Genomic DNA, 22,218 nt, shown 5'->3' on the forward strand with positions numbered 1-22,218 from the left:
TCCCCCACAGCTGCCGCACTACTCCCCCACATCGAGGAACCACAGCGGCCTTAAACGACCACGACGGCGGCCCGGTCACCTCCGGAGAGGCGACCAGACCGCCGTCGTACGTCTTTGGCGCTGGTAGGGAGCGCCTAGCCGACGCTGTCCAGTTTCGGTTCCGTCAGGGGAGCGCGTCCAAGGGGGGTTAGCTGTGGGCTGCGAGGATGGTGGAGGCTTCCTGGCGGGTGGTGCCGGAGGACTCGATGTGGGCCAGGGCGGCCGGGATTTCCCAGCCCTTCTTCCGCATCGCGGTGGCCCAGAGACGCCCGGCCCGGTAGGACGAACGGACCAGCGGCCCGGACATGACGCCGAGGAAGCCGATCTCCTCGGCCTCGTGCTGGAAGTCCACGAACTCCTGCGGCTTCACCCACCGGTCCACCGGAAGGTGCCGTTCGGAGGGGCGCAGGTACTGGGTGATCGTGATCAGGTCACACCCGGCGGCGTGCAGGTCACGCAACGCCTCGGAGATCTCTTCACGGGTCTCGCCCATGCCCAGGATCAGGTTGGACTTGGTCACCATGCCCAAATCCCGGCCCTGGGTGATGACATCCAGGGACCTTTCGTACCGGAACGCCGGCCGGATCCGCTTGAAAATCCTTGGCACGGTCTCGACGTTATGCGCGAACACCTCGGGCTTGGAATCGCAGATCGCCGCGATGTGCTCAGGTTTGCCGGAGAAGTCCGGGATCAGCAACTCCACCCCGGTGCCCGGGTTCAGTTCGTGGATCTTCCGCACCGTTTCGGCGTACAACCACACACCCTCATCGGCCAGGTCATCACGGGCCACACCGGTCACCGTGGCGTACCGCAGCTGCATCGCCTGCACCGAGCGGGCCACCTTGGTGGGTTCGAACATGTCCACCGGGGAGGGTTTGCCGGTATCGATCTGGCAGAAATCACAGCGCCGGGTGCACTCGGACCCGCCGATCAGGAACGTCGCTTCCTTGTCTTCCCAGCACTCGAAAATGTTCGGGCAGCCGGCCTCTTCACAGACCGTGTGCAGGCCTTCCTTCTTCACCAGGTTCTTGAGCTGAACGAACTCAGGACCCATCTGGACCTTGGCCTTGATCCACTCAGGCTTACGTTCAACCGGGACCGCCGAGTTACGCTGCTCAACGCGCAGCAACTTACGGCCTTCAGGTGCGAGTGTCATGACGTTCCTTCGTTCTTGGGTTTCAATCTTCTTGCGGCAGTGCGTTGTGGGGCCTGCTCTGCGTGCTTTGCCTGGGTTTTAGGCGGCAAAGCGGGCCTCACAACGGGCGTTTTTCAGCATTCAACGACGTTGACGGCCAGGCCGCCCATCGCTGTTTCCTTGTACTTGTGGGACATGTCCTTGCCCGTCTCACGCATGGTCACGATCACCTCGTCCAACGAGACCCGGTGCGTCCCATCGCCCCACAACGCCATCTTCGCCGCGTTGATCGCCTTCGCCGCAGCGATCGCGTTCCGCTCAATACACGGGATCTGCACCAACCCGCCAATCGGATCACACGTCAGCCCCAGGTTATGTTCCATCGCGATCTCCGCCGCGTTCTCCACCTGCCCCGGGGAACCACCCATCACCTCAGCCAAACCCGCAGCAGCCATCGACGACGCCGACCCCACCTCGCCCTGGCACCCCACCTCAGCACCCGAAATCGAGGCCTGCTCCTTATACAACACACCCACCGCACCGGCAGCGAGCAGGAACTTCACCACCACATCATCCCGGTCCTGCTGGGTGGCCTTGTCCATGCCCGGGGCGTAATTCAACGCGTAATACAACACCGCCGGAATAATGCCCGCCGCACCATTGGTCGGAGCCGTCACCACCCGGCCGCCCGAAGCGTTCTCCTCATTGACCGCCAACGCGATCAGGTTCACCCACTCCTGCCAATACTTCGGATCGTTCCGGTCCTTGTCCTCCTTCAGGAGCCGCTCCAACCAGTCCGGTGCACGACGCTTCACCTTCAAACCACCCGGCAACACACCCTCACGCTTCAACGAGGTCTCAACACAGGCCTCCATCACCTGCCAGATATGCAAAAGACCCTCCCGGATCTCCTCCTCCGACCGGGACGCCCGCTCATTGATGAACATGATGTCGCTGATCCCCAACCCCTTGGACGCGCACCTGCCCAACAACTCCGCCGCCGTCCTGAACGGCAACGGCAACTCCTTCTTGGACTCCTCCAACTCAGCCTGAGCCGCGTTCTCCTCGCCCTCACGGACAATGAACCCACCACCGACCGAAAAGAACGTCGCTTCCTTCAGCACATTGCCCCCGGCATCGGACACAGCAAACCGCATCCCATTCGTATGCCGCGGCAACACCGTCAACGGATGAAGAACCATATCCTCCACCGCATACGGCAACAGAACCTCACCGGCGAGGTTGAGCTTGCCGGTCTCAGCGATCGCCGCAAGCCGCTCCTCGACCTCGTCCGGCAGGATTTCCTCGGGTTCGAACCCTTCCAGGCCAAGCAAGGTAGCGGTGAAGGTGCCATGCCCCTTGCCGGTCGCAGCCAAGGAGCCGTAGAGATCGACACGGAGCCCCACCACTGCAGGAAGCACGCCGGAATCACGCAACTCCCGGGCAAACACCGCCCCGGCCCGCATCGGTCCCACCGTGTGGGAACTCGACGGACCAATGCCCACGGAGAACAGATCGAAAACGCCAACAGCCATAGCCGTGCTCCCTTTCAGGGAAGAATCAAACAAAAAAGAATGTGGGGCCGGGCCAATTCCTGAGCCAAGGCGGCCCGGCCCCCGTGGAGGTCCCAGTGCGAACCTCCAAACCCGGTGTTTACGTGCGGCATTCGTTCCCAGCGAATGCCGCACCCGGGAGATCAATGTGCATACGCCGCGGAGCGCCTCGGCAGAAACAGGGGTTCGCTGCGAAACATGCCGTTCGCACGGCACACTCCGCTGCGAGCCCACGAATCGGCCAGCACCACCGAGCGGCTAGCCGAGGTTCGCCACTCCCGGGTACAACGGGTGCGCCTTGGCGAGTGCCTCAACACGGTGACGCAACCCGGTAAGGTCCACATCGGCGTCGGCGATCAGTGCCTCGGCGATGATGTCAGCGACCTCACGGAAGGCCGCCTCCCCGAACCCGCGCGTTGCCAGCGCAGGGGTGCCGATGCGCAGGCCGGAAGTGACCATGGGCGGGCGCGGGTCGAAGGGGACTGCGTTGCGGTTGACGGTGATGTCGATTGCGGCGAGGCGGTCTTCGGCCTGCTGTCCGTCGAGATCGCAGTTGCGGAGGTCCACCAGGACCAGGTGCACGTCCGTTCCACCGGAAACCACGGAGATTCCCTTGGCGGCGACGTCGGGCTGGATCAGGCGTTCGGCCAGGATGCGCGAGCCTGCCAGGACGCGTTCCTGGCGCTCACGGAACTCCTCCGAAGCGGCAATCTTGAACGCCACAGCCTTGCCCGCGATGACGTGTTCCAGCGGTCCGCCCTGCTGGCCCGGGAACACGGCCGAGTTGATCTTCTTGGCGATGTCGGCGTCGTTGGACAGGATGATTCCGCCGCGCGGACCGGCGAGGGTCTTGTGCGTGGTGGAGGTGGTGACGTGGGCGTGCGGGACCGGCGAGGGGTGCAGTCCAGCGGCCACCAGGCCAGCGAAGTGTGCCATGTCCACCATCAGGTACGCGCCAACGGAATCGGCGATCCGGCGGAACTCGGCGAAGTCCAGCTGCCGCGCATACGCGGACCAGCCGGCCACGATCAGTGCCGGTTTGTGCTCCTGCGCCAGCGCTTCAACTTCGGCCATGTCCACAGTGTGGGTGTCCTCGCGGACGCCGTACGGGACCACGTTGTAGAGCTTGCCCGAGAAGTTGATGCGCATGCCGTGGGTCAGGTGGCCGCCGTGGGCCAGGTTGAGGCCCATGATGGTGTCGCCCGGCTTGATCAGGGCATGCATCACCGAGGCGTTGGCCTGCGCGCCGGAGTGCGGCTGGACGTTCGCGTACTCGGCACCGAACAGGGACTTGATGCGGTCGATCGCGAGTTGCTCGATCACGTCGACGTGCTCGCAGCCGCCGTAGTATCGCTTGCCGGGGTATCCCTCGGCGTACTTGTTGGTCAGCACCGAGCCCTGCGCCTGCATCACGGCCACGGCCGTGTGGTTCTCGGAGGCGATCATTTCCAGGCCGTCGCGCTGGCGGCCCAGTTCGTCGTCGATCTTCGCGGCGATCTCCGGGTCCAGCTCGGAGAGCTGCGCGTCCAGCGACGCCGACACAACCTGCTCGAATTCAGTCACGGCTGCCGGGTTCACAGTTCGCCTCCGTTGGCTGCTGCGTACTCTTCGGCCGACATGAGCGGTCCTTCTTCGGTGGCGGCCACTTTGAACAGCCAGCCTGCGCCGTACGGATCGTTGTTGATGAGCGCGGGATCGCTGACGACGGCGTCGTTGATCTCGGTCACCTCACCCGTCACCGGCGAGTACAGATCGGACACGGACTTGGTGGACTCCACCTCGCCGCAGGTCTCCCCCGCGGTCACTGTGGAACCAACCTCGGGAAGGTCCACGTACACAATGTCACCCAGGGCGTCTGCGGCGACAGCGGAGATCCCGATCCCCACGGGCCCGCCACCATCGGCGGCAACCCACTCGTGCTCAGCCGAGTATTTCAATTCAGCAACTACCTTGCTCATTCCGGTTCCTTCTCTCTGGGAGTTACTTTTGACGCTTGTAAAAGGGCAGCTGGACGACCTCGAAGGGCTCGGCTTTGCCGCGGAGATCGACGTCGACGATCGTTCCCGGCTCTGAATGTTCGACGTCGACATAGGCCAAAGCGACCGGGTAACCGAGCGTCGGGCTTGGCTGCCCTGAGGTCACCTCACCGATCAGGGAACCGTCCTTGAGGACCGAATAGTGGCCCCGGGCGGCACGACGGCCGGCGCCCTTGAGCCCCACGAGCTTCTGGCCGAGAGCGGATCCCACACCGGCAGCTTTGATCGCAGCGAGTGCTTCCTTGCCCACGAAATCGCCCTCCTTGGCCAGGGAAACAACGGGTCCCAGTCCGGCGGTGTAGGGATTCACGTGGCGGGAGAGCTCGTTGCCGTAGAGGGGCATTCCGGCTTCGAGGCGCAGGGAGTCGCGGGCGGCCAGCCCAGCCGGGATGAGTCCTTGGCCTTCACCGGCTTCAAGGAAGGCGTCCCACAGTCCGGCAGCATCGACGTTCGGGACATAAATCTCGAAGCCGTCTTCGCCGGTGTACCCGGTGCGGGCAAGGAGCAGATCCTGTCCGTTGATCGAAACCTCAACGGCCGCGTAATACTTCAGCTCCGTGACCAGCGCGTGCTGCTCGCCGGGGACCAGTTTCAGCAGGATGCCCTCGGCGTTGGGTCCCTGCACAGCGATCAGTGAGGTTTCGGCGGACGCGTCCTGCACGTCAACGTCAAAACCGGCTGCCCGCTCCATCAGTGCCGCCGCAACCACCTTGGCGTTGCCCGCATTGGGGACCACCAGGAAGGTATCGTCAGCGCGACGGTACGTAATCAGGTCGTCGATGATGCCGCCGTCGGCGTTGCAGATCAGCGAGTATTTGGCCTTTCCCACCGCAATCGCGGACAGTTTTCCAGCCAAGGCGTAGTCCAGGAAGGCCGCTGCGTCCGGACCGGTAACCCAGACTTCACCCATGTGGGAGAGGTCGAACAGGCCTGCCGCGTTGCGGACTGCGTGGTGCTCGGCGAGCTCGGACTCGTATTTCAGTGGCATCTGCCAGCCACCGAAGTCCGTGAAGGAGGCGCCGGCCTTTTTGTGCTGCTCGTAGAGGGCGGTGTAGTTCTCAGTCATGGAGTCAGTCCTTAGTTTTCAAAGTCTTCGAGGGGAGGGCAGGAGCACACCAGGTTGCGGTCGCCGGCTGCGCCATCGATGCGGCCCACGGGCGGGAAGTACTTGTCCTGCTTCAGGTGGTGGACTGGGAAGGCGGCCTGCTCACGCGGGTAGGAGCGGTCCCAGTCGGAATTCACGACGGCGGCCGCCGTGTGCGGCGCGTTGCGCAGCGGCGACTCCTCAATAGTGAAGTCACCGTTGGCCACCTGCTCGATCTCGGCACGGATGGTGATCATGGCTTCGATGAAACGGTCGATTTCGGCCAGGTCCTCGGACTCGGTCGGTTCCACCATGAGCGTGCCTGCAACCGGGAAGGCCAGCGTGGGAGCGTGGAAGCCGAAGTCGATCAGGCGCTTGGCGACATCTTCGGCCGTGACTCCGGTGCGGGCGGTGAGTTCGCGGAGGTCCAGGATGCACTCGTGCGCAACCAGTCCACTTTCGCCCGTGTACAGAACCGGGAAATGCTCATCCAACCGGGAAGCAACGTAGTTCGCGGCCAGCAGTGCCGACTTGGTGGCTTCGGTGAGGCCCTGGCCACCCATGAGCTTCACGTAGGCCCAGGAGATCGGCAAGACACCCGCGGATCCATACCGCGAAGCGGAAATCGCTACGCCATGACCCGGTTCGTGGGCGGCCTTGTTGGCATCGCCGGGCATGAACGGGGCCAAGTGGGCTTTCGCAGCAACGGGTCCAACACCGGGACCGCCGCCACCGTGCGGGATGCAGAAGGTCTTGTGCAGGTTCAGGTGGGAGACGTCGCCGCCGAACTTGCCCGGCTGGGCAAGGCCAACCAGGGCATTGAGGTTCGCGCCATCGACGTACACCTGACCACCGGCCTGGTGAACGGCGTCGCACACCTCAACGACGTCGGCGTCGTAGACACCGTGCGTGGACGGGTAGGTGATCATGATGCAGGACAGGACGTCCTTGTTGGCTTCGATCTTGGTGGTCAGGTCCGCGTGGTCGATGGTGCCGTCAGCAGCCGTCGCCACCACAACCACCTTCATGCCGGCCAGCACCGCGGACGCAGCGTTGGTGCCGTGGGCGGAAGCGGGGATCAAGCAAACGGTGCGCTGCTCGTCGCCCCGGGAGAGGTGGTATCCACGGATCGCCAGGAGCCCGGCGAGCTCACCCTGCGAACCGGCGTTCGGCTGGATGGACACTTGGTCGTAGCCGGTGATCTCCGTGAGGTCGGCTTCCAGGTCCTCGATGAGTTCGCGCCAGCCGGCCGTCTGGTGGTCAGGTGCGAACGGGTGGATCGAAGCGAACTCGGGCCAGGAGATGGCTTCCATCTCTGCCGTGGCGTTGAGCTTCATGGTGCACGAACCCAACGGGATCATGGTGCGGTCAAGTGCGAGGTCCCGGTCGGACAGCTTGCGGATATAGCGCAACAGCTGCGTCTCGGAACGGTGGGTGTTGAACACCGGGTGCTGCAGGAAATCGCTGGTCCGGAGCACGTCCGAGGGCAGCTCGAAGCCGGCGGCGTCCCTTACCGGACCGGCACCAAAGGCAACGGCTACTGCGGAGAGGACCTCCGGCGTCGTGGTTTCATCAACCGAAACCCCAACGGTGTCGGCGTCGATGAACCGCAGGTTGATGCCGCGGGCTTCGGCGGCGGCGATGACCTTGTCGGCCTTGCCCGGGACCCTTACGGTGATGGTGTCGAAGAAGGCCTCGGTCACAAGTTCGCGGCCAGCCGCCTTTAGCGCCGTCGCAAGCGTGCGCGCATGGCCGTGCACGGTTTCGGCGATCGATTTCAGGCCTTCCGGGCCGTGGTAAACCGCGTACATGGAGGCGACGATCGCGAGCAAGGCCTGGGCTGTACAAATGTTGGACGTGGCCTTTTCACGGCGGATGTGCTGCTCGCGGGTCTGGAGGGCCAGGCGGTACGCCGGAACGCCAGCGTTGTCCTTGGAAACGCCGACGATACGGCCCGGGAGCGTGCGCTCCATGCCTTCGCGGACCGCCATGTAGGCTGCGTGCGGGCCGCCGAAGAACAGCGGGACGCCGAAGCGCTGCGCAGTTCCGACGGCGATATCGGCACCCTGTTCGCCCGGGGGCGTGATGAGGGTGAGCGCCAGAAGGTCGGCTGCAACGGTGACGAGTGCGCCGCGTTCCTTGGCCTCAGCGATCACAGAAGAGTGGTCGAACACACGGCCGGAAACGCCCGGCTGCTGCAGCACGATGCCATTGATGTCGCCGTCGGGAAGACCCGCCGACAGGTCAGCAATCTCCACCTCGAAGCCCAGGGCCTCAGCGCGGCCCTTCACGATTGCGATGGTCTGCGGGAGGAGGTCGGCGTCCAGGACAGTCTTGCCATCCTTGGCCGTCTTGGACTTGTTGGCCCGGCGCATCAGCAGCACGGCCTCGGCCACGGCGGTAGCTTCGTCCAGCAGCGAGGCGTTGGCCACGGGAAGTCCAGTAAGGTCCTGGACCATGGTCTGGAAGTTGAGCAACGCTTCGAGGCGGCCCTGGGAAATTTCCGGCTGGTACGGGGTGTAGGCCGTGTACCAGGCGGGGGCTTCCAGGATGTTGCGGCGGATGACGGGCGGGGTCACGGTGTCGTAGTAGCCCTGGCCGATCATCTGCACGGCGGTTTTGTTCTTGGAAGCCAACTTGCGCAGCTCGGTGAGGACCTGCACCTCGGTGAGGGCGTCCTGCAACTTCAGGGCAGTGTCCTGGCGGATGGAATCGGGGACAGCAACGTCCACCAAGCCGTCGACAGAGTCGTAGCCGATGGCCTTGAGCATGGTGTCAACATCGGCCTGGCGCCGGGCGCCGATGTGCCGGTCCGCGAAAGCGGTGGGGGTTGATTGAACAGTCAAGAGGAACTCCATGATTCAGGCGCCCACTGAGCGCCACGATGATGTGGGTTCCTCCCCGCTCTGTATTGGACCTGAGAGATTCCGCAGGAATGGTTGCCTGCTTGCACCGTCGGTGAGCCCGGTTGCCCGGGCTGCTTTCCAGAGTTGCCTAACCGCGGCGGTACATGGGCCTGAGAGATTCCTGGGGAGGATTTGCTCCTACGGCGCCTGACTGGATGTACCGGCAGGACTCTCCCGCCGCAGATCAAAAGCGTTGCATCACGTGAGTGACACGCTTCACACCATAGCGGGTTGGCTTGGAGTTCTGCAAGAAAGGTTCGGCTATTGCCGTGGTGCGCGTTCGCCACCTTGACACGCCCCTGACACCGGCAAGAAACCCTGGAGTGGTAGTTTGTTCTCTGCTGGAGGCAGACACTGCACCTATTCGGAGGACCATCCATGTTCAAGGGTTTTAAGGACTTCATACTTCGCGGCAACGTGATCGAGCTGGCCATTGCCGTCGTCATCGGCAGTGCCTTCACCGCCCTCGTCGGCGCCTTCACCAACCACATCATCAACCCGGTGATTGCCGCGGCCGGTGGCATGAATGCCGAGGGCCTGGGCTTCAAGATCTGGGAAAACAACCCGGCGACCTTCGTTGACTTCGGGGCCGTGCTGACCGCGCTGGTGACCTTCGTCATCACCGCGGCCGTGGTCTATTTCATCTTCGTGGCGCCCATGAACAAGATCAACTCCCTGGTCAAGGACCGCCTTTCCACGGAGGAACCCGAGGAAGAGCCGCTGCCGGCGGATACCGCTCTCCTGGCTGAAATCCGCGACCTGCTGAAGGATGCCGCTGCCGCCCGCAACGCCGGCCCGGCTTCCGTGCTGGACGCCGACCTCGATTCCGACCGCACGCGCTAGGCCCCTCTTCGCCAGGACCGCACGCTCGCCGCGAGCGTTCCTTCCCATCGCTTGGCCCGAGCCCGGTGTCCTCTCCGCGAGGACGCCGGGTTCTTGCGTTCATCAGGCCTTCCCCAGAACGTGACGCGACAGCAACGGGCACGAAACAGCAGCAGGGCAGCATGAAACCATGAAGCCCAACCCGAGCAATCCGGTTACTGCGGATCTTCTCTGCGATGTCTGCGGTCAGCTGCCCGAACCACCTAAGGCCAGGCTCACCCTGGCCAACATCGCCGTCATGCTTCCTATCGAACTGCTGGTTCACGCTGCCGTGGTGGAAACCCACCTCCCGTACGTGGCCAAAGTCCTGCTCCTGGCCGTCACGGCCACGGTACTGGTCATCTGGGTGGCTGAGCCATCTGCCGCGAAGGTCCTGCGCCGCTGGCTGCACGCCACCGCACTGCGGCAGCGACGCCAATTGCACCTTGCCCCGGCACTTTGGCGGGCACGGACTCTGCTCCGGGACCAGCCGGGGTCATTGCAAAGAATCACCGAGTCGCTGGCCAGGATGGAGACGAATATCCTCAGCCTCCACGTCCACCCGATGTCTGGAACCGGCGTTGCGGAAACAGTTATGGATGAGTTCGTGCTCTCCGCGCCGGGCCACGTCACCGAGCAGCAACTGCAGAAAGCACTGCTCGACGGCGGCGGGCGTGAGTCCCATGTTTGGCCTACCACCGCGCTGGCCATGGCCGACGGACAAACCAAGGCGCTCAGCCTCGCCGCCCGGGTGGCCGGAAATCCGCAGGAACTTCCGATGGCCGTGGCGGAGCTGCTTTCCGCGAAAGTAGTCCCGAACGATCCTGAGCACCCGGCACCCCACGCGGGTGCCGGCGTCGTTCCATCCCCAGACATCCTCAAGATTCCGACGGCCTGGCACGGACCCTTGATGTTTTCACGCCTAGGCGAGCCATTCACGCCCGCTGAATCCGCGAGGGCGCACAGGCTAGCTGAGCTCGCGGAGATTCTGGCATACCGTACCGTTGCCACGGAGAGCTCGCGCGGCTAGCCTAGCCCAGCGCTCCCTCCCAGTTTGTGCCAGCCAAACCCGGCTTTTTCCTGAGAAAGCCGGGTTTTTGGCGTGCCTCAAAGAGGAAACCGGGAGGGAACGCACCTGGGCTGGTCACATTTAGTTTCGAAAACGGGTATACCAAAACTCTTGACAGTGCCACGGGCCACATCTAACTTAGTTTTTGGGATCCCAAAGCGGGATCCCAAAAGATTCGCACCGGCTGTGGATTTGCCGCATCGATCGGCAGGGACCGCAACAGTTGCCGCCGGAACGGATCAGGCTGCAGCGGTATCCCGCCCGGCTCATCCCCCCCAAGACATTCCCATCCGTTGACTCCTAATGAAGGAGAAGTTGTGTCTCCCCAAAACACCCAACTGGCAACCGAGGAAGCCCAGGACAACGAGCCCACATCCGGCAAGAACGGCGTGCAGCGACGCACGAACGTCCGCTGGAAGCTCTTCATCCTGCTGTTGGTCCTCGTCTCGGTCAACTACATCGACCGTGGTTCGATCTCCGTAGCCCTGCCCATCATCCAGAAGGAATTCAATCTGCCACCGGAGCTGGTAGGCCTGCTCCTTTCGGCCTTCTTCTGGACCTACGCCCTGATGCAGATCCCGGTCGGCTGGCTGATCGACAAATTCGGCCCCCGCAAAGTGGTTACTGCCTCCTGCATCGGCTGGGGTGCAGCCACTGCTGCTTCCGGCTTTGCCGGCGGATTCCTCAGCATGTTCATTGCGCGTCTGGGCATCGGCGTGACGGAAGCCGGTGTCATGCCCGCCGGCGGCAAGCTCAACGCCATCTGGATGCACAAGAAGGAACGGGGCCGTGGTGCCACCATCCTCGATGCCGGGGCTCCCTTGGGTGCCGGCCTGGGCGGCATCCTCATCACCTGGCTGATCGCCTCAACCGGCAGCTGGAGGATGTCGTTCATCCTCGCAGGTGCCGCCACCGTACTCATGGGCTTGGCTGTCTGGTGGTACATCCGTGATAATCCGCGCCAGCACAAGGGCGTCAATGAGGCCGAGGCCGCCTATCTTGAGGCCTCCCACGCCGAGGACGACGCCGAAGCCGCCAAGGAAGGGGCGCACGGAAAGCGTGCTCTGCTCCCCTACCTGAAATTCCGCTCCTTCTGGGCGATGTGCTTCGGCTGGCTTGGCTTCAACGGCGTCTTCTACGGCCTGCTGACCTGGGGTCCGCTGTATCTGGCACAGGCCAAGGGCTTCGACCTGAAGACCATCGGTTGGTCCACGTTCGTCATATTCGGAGCAGGCTTCGTTGGTGAAATCCTGGGCGGCGTCATCGCCGACAAGTGGCGGGCCTCCGGCGCCTCCGCGAACCGCGTCATGCGCACGTTGCTGGGCTTCTCCAGCGTCGTCGTGGTGGGTGGGCTCGTAGGGGTGACAGTGGTCGCTGACCCGATCACCGCCGTCGTGCTTCTCTCGGTTGTCCTGTTCTTCCTTCGCTGGGTTGGCCTGTTCTGGTCCATCCCGTCCATCCTTGGCGGGCGGACCAACGCCGGCGTCCTCGGTGGTGCGATGAACTTCAGCGGCAACATTGCCGGGTTCGTCACACCCATTGTGGTAGGCCTGATTGTTGGGGCCACGGGCTCATACACCTGGGCCCTGCTGTACTTCGTTGGGTCCGCTGTCGTCATGGGCATCTCTGTCCTGGCGCTGGACTACAACAAGCGACTCCCGGTTTAGCTCGCACAGACCGGGCCGGCCGGACGGTCCTGAACCGCCGGAAGGCCGGCAGCCCGCCGGGTCACCGGGCGCACTGCCTCACATATCACGAAATGGAGCCTGAAATGCCAGCCGCAGAAGCCACGAAGAACACTGACCGTCCCCTCCGGGAGTCAGTGCGTGACACGCTCCGTTCCAGGATTTTTGAGGGGCACTACGCGCCCGGCACCCGGCTGGTTGAACGTGATCTCGCCGCCGAATTCAACGTCTCGCGCCTCCCCATCCGCGAAGCGCTCCGCATGCTCAGGCAGGAAGGCCTCATCAGGGACCGCACGGGACGTGGCACGGAAGTCAGCGGGTTGAGCCCCAAAGACGTGGAAGATCTCTTCGATGTCCGCCAGTCGCTTGAAGTCCTCGCCTGCCGGCTCGCAGCGAAGCGCGCCACCGCTGAGGACCTCAAGCGCCTGGAACAGCTTCTCGACGAAGCCGGGCGCTGCCTCGCGAAGGGTTCTATCCTGGAAGCGCACCGGGCCAACAGTGAATTCCACGATGCCATCACCTACATCGCCAACAACGACTTTCTCCGCTCCGCGCTGGAACCGCTACAGGGACGCATGCACTGGCTTTTCCGCCACGTCAGCGACCTGCCCGAGCTCATCCAGGAGCACCGCGAACTCTACGCAGCCATCGCCAGTGGCGATCCGGACCGCGCCGCCGCGCAATCGGCGTCGCACATCGGCAAGTACCGCGAGCAGTTCCCGGAGGAATCCAGCGCAACCGAGCCCAAGCTGCAACGGAAAAAATAAATGAAACTCCTGGTCATCAATCCCAACATCAGCGATGCCGTCACCGCCCTGATCGAAGCCGAGGCGCTCCGTTCCGCGGGTCCGGACACCGAGCTGGTTGTCCGCACCGCCGGCCACGGCGTCGAATACATAGAGACCCGCTTTGAATCAATCATCGCCGCCGGCGCGGTAGCGGAGCTCATCGCCGAGTACGCGCACGACGACGGCGGCCCGGCCGGGTCTGAGGGTGCCGGTTCCGCTGTGGACGGCGTGGTTGTGGCCGCGTTCGGCGACCCGGGGATGCCGGGCCTGAAGGAACTCGTGGACGTTCCCGTTATCGGCATCACGGAGGCTGCCCTGTGCGCGGCAGCCCTGCAGGGCCAGCGTTTCTCCATCATCGCTATCTCCGACCGGATCCAGGCCTGGTACCGCGATTGCGTGGAACGCTTCGGGTTCGGTGGCAGGCTCGCCTCAATCCGTTCCATCAACCAATCCCTGAACTCGATCGGTTCCGTGCAGGCCGATTTCAAGGAAACCCTTTTGGCACTCAGCCGAAAGGCCGTCGCGGAGGACGGCGCCGACGTCGTGATCCTTGCGGGTGCGCCCCTGGCCGGACTTGCCCGTGAGCTCGAGGGACAGATCCCCGTGCCGGTGGTGGACGGGATCTCCGCGGGTATTCGCATGGCTGAGGCCGTGGTTGCGCTGAAGTCCGGTGTCCACCGCGGCGGTTCGTTTGCCGCCCCGCCGGTGAAGGCCCGCCGTGGTCTCTCCGAACACCTCGACTCGGCTTTGGCGATCGCGCAGTCGGCGCAGCTCCCCACCACCGTTTAGTACTTTCCCAGAACAGGATGACAATGATGTCCCACTTCCCAGACCTCGTGATCGCCAACGGCACGGTGGTGAACAGCTTTGGACGGCAAGCCGCCCATGTAGTCGTCGACGGCGGCAGGATCACCCGGTTGCTCGACGCCCAAGAACCCGTACCCGCAGCTGTTCGCACCGTGGACGCCGCCGGAATGCTGGTCATTCCCGGCGGGGTGGACGGCCATTGCCACGTAGCCCAGGTCACCGGCCGCTTCCGCACCCTGGACGACTACGCCACCACGTCGACAGCCGCGTTGTGGGGCGGAACCACCACAATCGTCGACTTCGGCATCCCGCGCGACGCCCAGGAAACACCACTCGACGCAGTCCTGAACAAGAAGCGCCTGGCAACGGAATCACGCTGCGACGTAGCGCTCCACGGTTCCGTGATCACCTGGGACGAAACCGTGCCGTGGCAGCTGGAGCAGCTAGCTGAGGAGGGGGTCCGATCAGTCAAGATGTACACCACCAACCGCGGATCGACGATGGCCGACGGCGACACGATCCTCAAAGTGATGCGGGAAATGGTCAGGTTGGACGGACTGACCTACATTCATGCCGAGCACGACGCCATCATTACGGATTGCACTGAACAGCACGCCACCGATGGTCGTATCGGGATTGAACACCTGCACCGAACGCGGCCCGGGCTGGCGGAGGAGATCTCCGTCAAGGAAACCCTAGCGATGGCCGAGTACACCGGAGCGCCCGTGTACTTTGTGCACCAATCCACGCCCGGAGCTGTTGACCTCGTGACAGCTGCCCGCGAACGTGGCTTGGAAGCATTCTCCGAGACGTGTCCGCACTATGTCACCCTGGACGACACCGTCTACGGCTCCCATTTCCCGGAATGGTACGCCTGCTGCCCGCCGATGCGCGATGCCAGGACGGTGGCAGCGTTGAAGGAACGGCTCGCCTCCGGGGCCATCCATACGGTGTCCTCGGACCACTCCTGCTACGACCTTTCCCAGAAGCGTGAGCGCACGGATGACGTCCGGTTCATGCCCCACGGACTGCCGGGCGTAGAGACCCGCATGCCCGTCAGCTTCACGGCCCTCGTCACTGAAGCCGGTGGCTCGGTAGAGGACTTCGTGGCGGTCTTTTCCGCTGGCCCGGCCCGCATCAATGCGCTGCCAGGAAAGGGAGTCGTGGCAGAAGGCTTCGACGCCGACCTGGTGATCTTCGATCCCGCCGCAAAGCGAACGGTCGACGGCGGCGCGCTGCACATGGGGACTGACTTCTCGCCTTTCGAAGGGAAGACGCTGAACGGTTGGCCCGCCGTCGTGATTTCTGCCGGAGTTGTTGTCCTTGATGAGGCAGGTTTCCACGATCCCGGGCCCGTGGGCAGGTTCGTTGCCAGGAATGGCTTCACCGAACACCGCTCCATCCCTGCACCCATTCCCGCCTAGGAGTTCCTGATGCCTTCCCTCGACCGACCGACACGCATCGGCATGATCGTCCCGTCCTCCAACACGTGCCTCGAGCCGCAAAGTTACCGGATCCTCGGCGACCGGCGCGACGTAACCATCCATTCCACCCGCATCCCCGTAACCCGGATAGCCTTGGACGATTCTTCGGACAAGCAGTTCGATTCCACCGTGATGCGTGCTGCTGCCGAACTCCTGGCAACGGCGAACGTTGACGTCATTGCGTGGAACGGGACCTCGGGGTCCTGGCTGGGGGCCGCGCATGACCACGCCATCGTCCGGGAGATCACGGAAGCCACAGGCATCCCGGCAACAACGTCCACGCTGGCCTACCTTTCCGCGTTTGATGCCTTTGGGACAGAACGGATCGGGCTGTTCACCCCGTATACCTCCGATGTGAATGAGGCCGTGATCGCTTCCTATGCCCGGGAAGGGATCAAGACCATCGACCACCGGCATCTGGACCTCAGCGACAACGAATCCTTCGCCAGAGTCACCGATCAGGAGATGCTCCCGGGCTCACTGGAACTTGCTGCAAACCACCCTGATGCCTTGGTGTACCTGTGCACCAACCTCTACGGCGCAAACATCACGGCGGAGGTGGAGGGCCGCACCGGAGTACCCGTTCTCGATTCCGTGGCGGTCACCCTCTGGCACGCCCTGAGGCTGGCTGGCGCGCCGCTGCTTGACCCCGCATGGGGCAGGTTGCTTGCCGGCTAGTCCTTGTCGATCCGGTCCAGCAACTTCCCCAGGGCATCGCGGATGTCGTCGTAGTCGTTCTGGCCGGCGCGGCTTTCGGCGGCGATGACACCGCAGCGATGGATCTTTGTGAAGTCTCCGATGGGGAACTTGTAGTGGCCCTTTTGGTCATCCGGGTGTTCGTCGTCGACGCCGAGGAACCACTTGGAGTACTCGGCATGGCCATGCTTGTCCAGGAACGCATTCTCGTCCTTGGTTGAGGGGGCATGCTCACTCCAGTCGTCCCGGGTGTCCTCGACCACCTTGCCGTCACGGATCAAGGCCTTGGCATGCTCGAAGGCCTTCTTGTTGAGCTTCACGGTCATGGCACAACCTCGCTTTGACGTCTCAATTCGGGCTTTGGACTGGTACGCCCCAGCTTAGGGCGAGGACGGACAGCCCGGAATACCCGACGGCGAGCGCGGGGGCGGGCGTGCGGCCAGTGCGCGGGGCTAGTTCATGAGCTGGACCCAGAGGCCCGTACCCCGCTCCTTCGTGACCATCCGGCGTCCGATTGCCCCCTTTTGGGTCAGCCACAGGACGCTGCCATCGGCAGTTACTGCTTCCACCAAGCCTTGGTCAACAATCTCGTTCCCACGCCAGATCTGGACGGCCTGGCCCACCAGCAGCTTCCAGTTGGACACCCTCTTCCCCTTCGCTGTTTCGAGGCGTGAACCAAACAACGATTCTTTCCCACGGTCTTTCACTCGATGACTCCTAGCCTGCTGTACACGGTTCCTGTACATGACGTGTGCCATCAGTGCCGCATAAATGACGCGTTTATGCGGCCTACGTTCATCAGAGTGCTTTCACGGCCCCCAGCACCTTGGTCAGAGAGTCCTTTGCATCACCGAACAGCAAAGTGGTCTGAGGTTCGTAGAGCAACTCGTTCTCTATCCCGGCGAACCCAGGCCTCATGGAGCGTTTCAGGAACACCACCTGCCGGGCGTCGGCCACCTCCAGGATGGGCATTCCGTAGATGGGCGAGCCCGATGTGGTCTTGGCCGCGGGGTTCACGACATCGTTGGCACCCACTACCAGCGCAACGTCCGTTGTTTTGAACTCGGAGTTGATATCCGTCATTTCCTTCAGCGACTCGTAAGGAACGTTGGCCTCGGCCAGGAGCACGTTCATGTGTCCGGGCATGCGACCGGCTACAGGGTGAATGGCGAAGTCCACGTCGATCCCCCGGGCCTCCAAAGCCAGAGCAAGTTCGGCTGCGGTGTGCTGCCCCTGGGCCACGGCCAGTCCGTACCCGGGGACGATGATCACCCGCTGCGCGTAGCCGAGCAGCACTGCGACGTCCTCCGCGCTGGACGAGCGGACCGGCCGTTCGCTGACCGCCGTGGAGCCTGCCGTGGATCCACCTTTAAAGGCACCGAACATGATGCCGGCAACACTGCGTCCCATGGCTGCTGCCATGGCCCGCGTAAGGATGGTGCCGGAAGCTCCAACCAGCGTTCCGGCAACGACCAGGAGGACATTCCCCAACACGAGTCCCGACGCCGCGACAGCCAGGCCCGTGAAGGCGTTCAGGAGCGAAATGACAATCGGCACGTCGGCGCCACCCACCGGCAGCACCAGAAGGACGCCGGCCACCAGCCCCAACCCCAGGAGCGCCAAGGCCAGCACCAGCGATCCGCCCAGGACCACCGCGACACCGCTCCCCACGGCTGCCAGCAACACAACGCCCATCAGCACCGGCAACCCGGGGAACGTCACTGGCTTGGTGGTCATGAGCCCTTGAAGCTTGGCGAAGGTAACTGCGGACCCGGCGAACGACACCGCACCCACCAGGAGCGTGAACACGATAGCCACACGAACCCACGAGTCGCTGGAATGCGGGAGTTCCAGAAGCGCCACAAGGGCCGCTGCACCACCGCCCACACCGTTGAAGAGGGCCACAAGCTGCGGCATCTGGGTCATCTGCACCCTGCGGGCCACGGGGGCAGCAACACCGGCACCCACCACTATGGCCCCAAGAATCCAGGGGATGTTTTCCAGTTTCACGGACAGGAACACCGTCAGCACGGCCAAAAGCGCCCCAAACGCGCCAATGAGGTTGCCGCGCCGGGCGGTCCGGGGCGAGTTCAAGCCTTTCAGGGCGAGGATGAAACAGGCGGCAGCTACGAGGTACAGCAGTGCAGTCCAGAGGGGGTTGAGGAGGGTCACGGGCGGCCCTCCTTGCCGGTGGTTTGCCCGGTGTCGATTTTCGACGGCGGCCGTTGCCTTCCCCGGAACATCTCCAGCATGCGGTCGGTCACCACGAACCCGCCCACGAGGTTGGCCGTGGCCAGGACGACAGCCAACAGTCCAACCGCCAGGACCCACGGATCCGTAGCCTGCCCCGCGACGATGATGGCCCCCACCAGGATGATCCCGTGAATGGCGTTCGCCCCGGACATGAGGGGCGTGTGGAGGGTGCTGGACACTTTGGAAACGACCTCGAAGCCCACAAAAACGGCCAGCACGGTGATGGTCAGCAGACTCATTCCATCCATCAACGCACTCCTTCTGTTCCGGTGTGGGTACTGCCGAAGGGTGCCTTTTCGCCGGCGAGCGCCGTGAGTGCCTCCGCTGTGGGTGCGTGCCGGACTTCGCCGTCGTGGGTGAGGCACGCACCGTTCACCACTTCATCCCCGAAGTCGGGTGAAACCACGCCATCGCGCGTCATGAGTGCCAGGAGGTTGGCCACGTTCTTGGCGTACAAGCGCGAGGCGTCCGCGGGCATGGCGGAGGCTGGATCCTTGATTCCCACCAGTGTCACAGTGCCCTGGCCGTCGGCGGTTGGGACGGGGATATCCTGCCCCGGGATACTCCCTTCCACGTTGCCGCCAGATTCTGCCGCCAGGTCAATCACCACCGACCCGGGCCGCATGCCCTGCACCATCTCGCGGCTGACCAGGAGGGGAGCGCGCCTGCCGGGGACCGCGGCGGTAGTAATCAGGACATCGGCCTGGGCAACATGCGGCGCAAGGAGTGCGCGTTGCAGCGCTCCCCGGTCGGCGCTCAGTTCGCGCGCGTATCCACCTGACGCTTCGGCCGTTTCGAGGTCGAGTTTGATGAACGTTCCGCCCATGGACGCTACCTCGTCGGCTGATGCGGGCCGGATGTCGTTGGCTGAAACGCGGGCGCCAAGCCTTTTGGCTGTTCCGATCGCCTGCAGTCCAGCCACGCCCGCTCCAAGCACCAGCACCTTGGCGGGCGGGATGGTTCCGGCCGCGGTCATGTAGAGCGGGAAGAACCGCGGCAAACGCATTGCAGCCTCAAGCACGCACCGATATCCCGCCACCAAAGCCTGGGAGGTCAGCGCATCCATGGATTGGGCCCGTGAAATCCGGGGCACCAATTCAAGCGCAAACGACGTGATGCCGCCAGCGGCGAGGGCCCGCACGGTAGGCAACTCCGACGACGGCGACCCCAGTCCCACGGTGACCGCACCCCTGTGGAGGGATCCCGCCGTCGACGGTTCCAAGGGCCGCACATGGCAGTAGACATCCAAGGACCCGACATCCAGGGCCTGCACTACGGAGGCACCTGCTTGCCGGTAGTCGTCGTCGCTATGGCCGGAGGCCAGCCCGGCCCCGGACTGGATCTCCACGTCAAGGCCCAGACCCACCAACTGCTTGACCGTTTCCGGCGTGGCAGCCACCCGTCGCTCACCATCGAGCGCCTCGCGCGCTATGCCTGCTTTCACCCGCCACCCCTCTTCCGGAACCCGCCAGAAACCAGTTGGCATGAGTCTATGACCGCATGGGTTCCGGCGGGAGTAGGGGGCTGCGCTATGTGCACAAGTCCACTAGGGTCGGTGGAAGCTGGTGGCAACCAGCCACCACACCGTCGACGAGCCGGTTCCGGCCGTGCCGTCGGGAAGGAACGCCGCTATGGACACGTTCAAAATCGGCTATTTCGTAGGAAGTCTCTCAAGTACCTCCATCAACCGGGTCCTCTCAAAGGCCCTGATCAGCGTCGCTCCGCCGGAGCTGGAATTCCATGAGATCGCCATCAAGGATCTCCCCCTCTACAGCTCTGATTACGACGCCCAGTTCCCGCCTGCCGGGCAGGAGCTGAAGGATGCCATCGCGGCATCGGACGGCATCCTGTTCGTCTCCCCCGAATACAACCGTTCCATTCCGGGCGCGCTGAAGAACGCCATCGACTGGGGCTCACGCCCGTGGGGCACCAACTCGTTCGCTCGAAAGCCCACTGGAATCATCGGAGCTTCGCCCGGCGGCATCGGCACGGCGGTGATGCAGTCCTCCATGCGGAGTGTGCTGAGCTTCCTGGACGCACCGCAGTTGAACGCCCCGGAGGCGTACATCCGTTTTGTCGCGGACGCTTACGACGACGACGGTTCAGTTAAGGACGAAGGCACCGCTGGGCTCCTGCGGCACTACATGGAGGAGTACAGCGCTTTCGTGCAGCGCGTCCTCGCCGCCAATGCTCCCGGCCACATCGGCGACCCGGAACCGGATACCGACAAGCTGAACCGCTAGGACTGCGGGCTGGGTGTCGCCTAACTCTTTACGGGCGGCACCCGGACTTCCCGCCCGTCCCACGATTTAGTCAGTATGCTTACTACTACGAGGATGTACGAACAGGCCCCTACCTCAGGAGAAAAGATGCTTCGTAGAGTAGCTATGACCGCCCTGGCGCTGGCCCTTTTTGCCGGCTCTGCCGCCTCCACCGCCGGAGCCGCCAACGCGGCCACAAGCTTTCAAGGCAGTGTTGCCGCAACCACGCAGGGCCCGTCACCCGAGCCCAGCAACCCCTCCGGCCCGTCCACCGCGACCCCCACGGCGGAGCCAACTTCCGACGCTCCCAATCCTGCCGGTACGGGGCCGGCCAACCCCGGCACCAGCGAAACCAACCAGCAGCAGCAAACCCGGACAGATGTTGTTCCGTGGGTTCTCGCGGGGGTGGCTGCGGTCATCATCATCGCCCTCATCATCTGGACGTTGCGAAACCGCCGCGGCCGGGACAAGGGCATCCAGCACGACGACGACTAGTCGCCCTGGCCCCTGCCGATCAGCTTGCCAATAAGGCTCGTCTCCAAGTGCTCCAGCAGGTGCTGCGGATTGTCGTAGACTTCCGCGGCACCTGCGTCACGCAATTCTGCTTCGCTGATTCCACCGCAGGTCAGGGCAACCACCGGCACGCCGATCGCAGCGCCGGCCTTCACATCCCATACGGCGTCGCCAACGAATACGGCATCCTCCGGGCTCACGCCGAGCTTCTCCAGGCAGGCCACCAGGATGTCCGGGGCGGGCTTGCTTTCCTCGGCGTCGTTGGAGCTCGTCCAGGCGTCGATGGAGGAGCCCGCGTCGAGGAGGTGGCGGCTCACGTCGAGGTCGCGTTCCTGCGCCGACGATGCCAACCCGACCGCGAGCCCGGCGTCGGAGCATGCCGCCAGAAGGTCGCGTGCCGAGTCGAATGGCCGGAGCGTCGGCCAGAACGTCGAGAACACGGCGCCGTGGGCCGATTTCAGGTCTTCCTGCATTTCATCGGTGCAGTCCGGGACCAGGCTTTGGATCAGTTTGTCACCTCCCATGCCCACGCGGCGGTGGATAGCGGACATTTCGATGTCCAGCCCTTCGCGCCTGAACGCCTGCCACCAGGCCATCGCGTGGAAGTAGCTGGAATCGATCAAGGTACCGTCCACATCGAAGAGGACTCCGCGCTTCTTTTGCGACTTCACATCAGCTGCCACAACTCACCACTTTCGACGTCGTTTGGGCACCTTGCTCCGCGAGCGCCGAATCAATGGCGGGCTCTTCCAGCATCAGTACCGCGTACCGCTCAGGGGAGGCTTGCCGCAGCAGGCCGGTGCCGGCAACTTCCCGGATGGCCTCGACGCCTTCCACCGCCTCATCCACGGAAGAGAAGCGCTTCGAGAGGCCCATCAGGGCGTCGTTGCCATCCACTACCAGAATCCGATATCCCCCGTCGGGCGTTTCAACCATCTCCAAGTGTCCGGCCACGCAAACCTCCTCTTCGTTGATGAACTGCATAGTAAGACTACTTAGTATAGGCCACCTAAGAAATGTGGCGTAACGCGGGAAATACGCGCGTGCA

General features: G+C 63.7%; 22 protein-coding genes and 1 riboswitch. Of the genes, 9 read left to right on the forward strand and 13 right to left on the reverse strand.

Translation table 11 applies throughout. The annotated features are described in order from the left end of the window. Window positions 1-187: 187 nt before the first annotated feature. The 6 genes from lipA to gcvP all read right to left on the reverse strand — a co-directional run bounded on the left by lipA (window position 188) and on the right by gcvP (window position 8,693). Window positions 188-1,195: a lipoyl synthase gene (gene lipA / locus J2Y68_RS10285; protein WP_309992926.1), complete on the reverse strand. Its 1,008-nt coding sequence runs from the start codon at window positions 1,193-1,195 to the stop codon at window positions 188-190. A gap of 113 nt (window positions 1,196-1,308) precedes the next feature. After that, a complete protein-coding gene (locus J2Y68_RS10290) occupies window positions 1,309-2,709 on the reverse strand; it encodes an L-serine ammonia-lyase (protein ID WP_309992927.1) in 1,401 nt (466 codons plus the stop codon). Window positions 2,710-2,985: 276 nt separating this feature from the next. Then, window positions 2,986-4,305 (reverse strand): serine hydroxymethyltransferase, encoded by a 1,320-nt coding sequence (glyA, locus tag J2Y68_RS10295; RefSeq protein WP_309992928.1) that lies wholly within the window; start codon window positions 4,303-4,305, stop codon window positions 2,986-2,988. Continuing rightward, window positions 4,302-4,685, reverse strand: a complete 384-nt coding sequence (gene gcvH / locus J2Y68_RS10300) for a glycine cleavage system protein GcvH (protein ID WP_309992929.1) — start codon at window positions 4,683-4,685, stop codon at window positions 4,302-4,304. The genes glyA and gcvH overlap by 4 nt, the downstream gene beginning before the upstream one ends. Window positions 4,686-4,707: 22 nt before the next feature. Next, window positions 4,708-5,829: a glycine cleavage system aminomethyltransferase GcvT gene (gene gcvT, locus J2Y68_RS10305; protein ID WP_309992933.1), complete on the reverse strand. Its 1,122-nt coding sequence runs from the start codon at window positions 5,827-5,829 to the stop codon at window positions 4,708-4,710. An 11-nt stretch (window positions 5,830-5,840) separates the two neighbouring features. Continuing rightward, the gene (gcvP, locus tag J2Y68_RS10310) at window positions 5,841-8,693 is read right to left on the reverse strand and encodes an aminomethyl-transferring glycine dehydrogenase (protein WP_309992935.1); all 2,853 of its coding nucleotides are present in this window, start codon (window positions 8,691-8,693) and stop codon (window positions 5,841-5,843) included. Window positions 8,694-8,841: 148 nt separating this feature from the next. Further along, a riboswitch (glycine riboswitch) is annotated at window positions 8,842-8,940 on the reverse strand. A 191-nt stretch (window positions 8,941-9,131) separates the two neighbouring features. Here gcvP and mscL point away from each other — a divergent pair. The 7 genes from mscL (at window position 9,132) to J2Y68_RS10345 (ending at window position 16,125) form a co-directional block, all read left to right on the forward strand. Beyond that, a complete protein-coding gene (gene mscL, locus J2Y68_RS10315) occupies window positions 9,132-9,596 on the forward strand; it encodes a large conductance mechanosensitive channel protein MscL (RefSeq protein ID WP_309992938.1) in 465 nt (154 codons plus the stop codon). 169 nt (window positions 9,597-9,765) lie between these two features. Beyond that, window positions 9,766-10,644: an amino acid-binding protein gene (locus J2Y68_RS10320; RefSeq protein ID WP_309992941.1), complete on the forward strand. Its 879-nt coding sequence runs from the start codon at window positions 9,766-9,768 to the stop codon at window positions 10,642-10,644. Window positions 10,645-11,000: 356 nt separating this feature from the next. Continuing rightward, window positions 11,001-12,350, forward strand: a complete 1,350-nt coding sequence (locus tag J2Y68_RS10325; RefSeq protein ID WP_309992944.1) for an MFS transporter — start codon at window positions 11,001-11,003, stop codon at window positions 12,348-12,350. 104 nt (window positions 12,351-12,454) lie between these two features. After that, a complete protein-coding gene (locus J2Y68_RS10330; RefSeq protein ID WP_309992946.1) occupies window positions 12,455-13,135 on the forward strand; it encodes a GntR family transcriptional regulator in 681 nt (226 codons plus the stop codon). Continuing rightward, window positions 13,136-13,945 carry an aspartate/glutamate racemase family protein gene (locus J2Y68_RS10335; protein ID WP_309992949.1) on the forward strand — a complete coding sequence of 270 codons (810 nt, stop codon included), beginning with the start codon at window positions 13,136-13,138 and terminating at the stop codon, window positions 13,943-13,945. A 26-nt stretch (window positions 13,946-13,971) separates the two neighbouring features. Further along, window positions 13,972-15,387, forward strand: coding sequence for an amidohydrolase family protein (locus tag J2Y68_RS10340; protein WP_309992952.1), 1,416 nt, complete (start codon window positions 13,972-13,974; stop codon window positions 15,385-15,387). 9 nt (window positions 15,388-15,396) lie between these two features. Beyond that, window positions 15,397-16,125 (forward strand): maleate cis-trans isomerase family protein, encoded by a 729-nt coding sequence (locus J2Y68_RS10345; RefSeq protein WP_309992953.1) that lies wholly within the window; start codon window positions 15,397-15,399, stop codon window positions 16,123-16,125. On the opposite strand, the gene J2Y68_RS10350 is transcribed toward J2Y68_RS10345, so the two are convergent. The 5 genes from J2Y68_RS10350 to J2Y68_RS10370 all read right to left on the reverse strand — a co-directional run bounded on the left by J2Y68_RS10350 (window position 16,122) and on the right by J2Y68_RS10370 (window position 19,840). Next, window positions 16,122-16,469 (reverse strand): hypothetical protein, encoded by a 348-nt coding sequence (locus tag J2Y68_RS10350; protein WP_309992956.1) that lies wholly within the window; start codon window positions 16,467-16,469, stop codon window positions 16,122-16,124. The genes J2Y68_RS10345 and J2Y68_RS10350 overlap by 4 nt on opposite strands. Window positions 16,470-16,595: 126 nt before the next feature. Continuing rightward, a complete protein-coding gene (locus tag J2Y68_RS10355; protein ID WP_307843756.1) occupies window positions 16,596-16,787 on the reverse strand; it encodes a hypothetical protein in 192 nt (63 codons plus the stop codon). Between the two features lie 154 nt (window positions 16,788-16,941). Next, a complete protein-coding gene (locus tag J2Y68_RS10360; protein ID WP_309992960.1) occupies window positions 16,942-18,315 on the reverse strand; it encodes an NAD(P)(+) transhydrogenase (Re/Si-specific) subunit beta in 1,374 nt (457 codons plus the stop codon). Beyond that, the gene (locus tag J2Y68_RS10365; protein WP_309992962.1) at window positions 18,312-18,644 is read right to left on the reverse strand and encodes an NAD(P) transhydrogenase subunit alpha part 2; all 333 of its coding nucleotides are present in this window, start codon (window positions 18,642-18,644) and stop codon (window positions 18,312-18,314) included. The genes J2Y68_RS10360 and J2Y68_RS10365 overlap by 4 nt, the downstream gene beginning before the upstream one ends. Next, a complete protein-coding gene (locus J2Y68_RS10370) occupies window positions 18,644-19,840 on the reverse strand; it encodes a Re/Si-specific NAD(P)(+) transhydrogenase subunit alpha (protein WP_309992965.1) in 1,197 nt (398 codons plus the stop codon). The genes J2Y68_RS10365 and J2Y68_RS10370 overlap by 1 nt, the downstream gene beginning before the upstream one ends. 187 nt (window positions 19,841-20,027) lie before the next feature. Here J2Y68_RS10370 and J2Y68_RS10375 point away from each other — a divergent pair, with 187 nt between their 5' ends. Further along, window positions 20,028-20,639 carry an NADPH-dependent FMN reductase gene (locus J2Y68_RS10375; RefSeq protein WP_309992968.1) on the forward strand — a complete coding sequence of 204 codons (612 nt, stop codon included), beginning with the start codon at window positions 20,028-20,030 and terminating at the stop codon, window positions 20,637-20,639. A gap of 126 nt (window positions 20,640-20,765) precedes the next feature. Continuing rightward, on the forward strand, window positions 20,766-21,152 hold the full coding sequence (locus tag J2Y68_RS10380; protein ID WP_309992970.1) for a hypothetical protein: 387 nt from the start codon (window positions 20,766-20,768) through the stop codon (window positions 21,150-21,152). Here the strand turns inward: J2Y68_RS10380 and J2Y68_RS10385 are convergent. Both J2Y68_RS10385 and J2Y68_RS10390 read right to left on the reverse strand, forming a co-directional pair. After that, entirely contained in the window at window positions 21,149-21,853 is a 705-nt protein-coding gene (locus J2Y68_RS10385) for an HAD family hydrolase (RefSeq protein WP_309992973.1), read from the reverse strand. The two genes, J2Y68_RS10380 and J2Y68_RS10385, sit on opposite strands and share 4 nt — an antisense overlap. After that, a complete protein-coding gene (locus tag J2Y68_RS10390) occupies window positions 21,843-22,154 on the reverse strand; it encodes a hypothetical protein (RefSeq protein ID WP_309992975.1) in 312 nt (103 codons plus the stop codon). The genes J2Y68_RS10385 and J2Y68_RS10390 overlap by 11 nt, the downstream gene beginning before the upstream one ends. Window positions 22,155-22,218: the final 64 nt, after the last annotated feature.

The organism is Paenarthrobacter nitroguajacolicus (genome assembly GCF_031455195.1).
Taxonomy (GTDB): domain Bacteria; phylum Actinomycetota; class Actinomycetes; order Actinomycetales; family Micrococcaceae; genus Arthrobacter; species Arthrobacter nitroguajacolicus_D.

Coding starts and splice junctions, on each gene's coding strand:
- J2Y68_RS10350 (WP_309992956.1), bottom strand. CDS start 16,469: ATGACCGTGAAGCTCAACAAGAAGGCCTTCGAGCATGCCAAGGCCTTG.
- J2Y68_RS10320 (WP_309992941.1), top strand. CDS start 9,766: ATGAAGCCCAACCCGAGCAATCCGGTTACTGCGGATCTTCTCTGCGAT.
- J2Y68_RS10390 (WP_309992975.1), bottom strand. CDS start 22,154: ATGCAGTTCATCAACGAAGAGGAGGTTTGCGTGGCCGGACACTTGGAG.
- J2Y68_RS10380 (WP_309992970.1), top strand. CDS start 20,766: ATGCTTCGTAGAGTAGCTATGACCGCCCTGGCGCTGGCCCTTTTTGCC.
- J2Y68_RS10335 (WP_309992949.1), top strand. CDS start 13,136: ATGAAACTCCTGGTCATCAATCCCAACATCAGCGATGCCGTCACCGCC.
- gcvH (WP_309992929.1), bottom strand. CDS start 4,685: ATGAGCAAGGTAGTTGCTGAATTGAAATACTCGGCTGAGCACGAGTGG.
- J2Y68_RS10330 (WP_309992946.1), top strand. CDS start 12,455: ATGCCAGCCGCAGAAGCCACGAAGAACACTGACCGTCCCCTCCGGGAG.
- mscL (WP_309992938.1), top strand. CDS start 9,132: ATGTTCAAGGGTTTTAAGGACTTCATACTTCGCGGCAACGTGATCGAG.
- J2Y68_RS10340 (WP_309992952.1), top strand. CDS start 13,972: ATGTCCCACTTCCCAGACCTCGTGATCGCCAACGGCACGGTGGTGAAC.
- J2Y68_RS10345 (WP_309992953.1), top strand. CDS start 15,397: ATGCCTTCCCTCGACCGACCGACACGCATCGGCATGATCGTCCCGTCC.
- gcvT (WP_309992933.1), bottom strand. CDS start 5,829: ATGACTGAGAACTACACCGCCCTCTACGAGCAGCACAAAAAGGCCGGC.
- lipA (WP_309992926.1), bottom strand. CDS start 1,195: ATGACACTCGCACCTGAAGGCCGTAAGTTGCTGCGCGTTGAGCAGCGT.
- J2Y68_RS10375 (WP_309992968.1), top strand. CDS start 20,028: ATGGACACGTTCAAAATCGGCTATTTCGTAGGAAGTCTCTCAAGTACC.
- J2Y68_RS10290 (WP_309992927.1), bottom strand. CDS start 2,709: ATGGCTGTTGGCGTTTTCGATCTGTTCTCCGTGGGCATTGGTCCGTCG.
- J2Y68_RS10365 (WP_309992962.1), bottom strand. CDS start 18,644: ATGGATGGAATGAGTCTGCTGACCATCACCGTGCTGGCCGTTTTTGTG.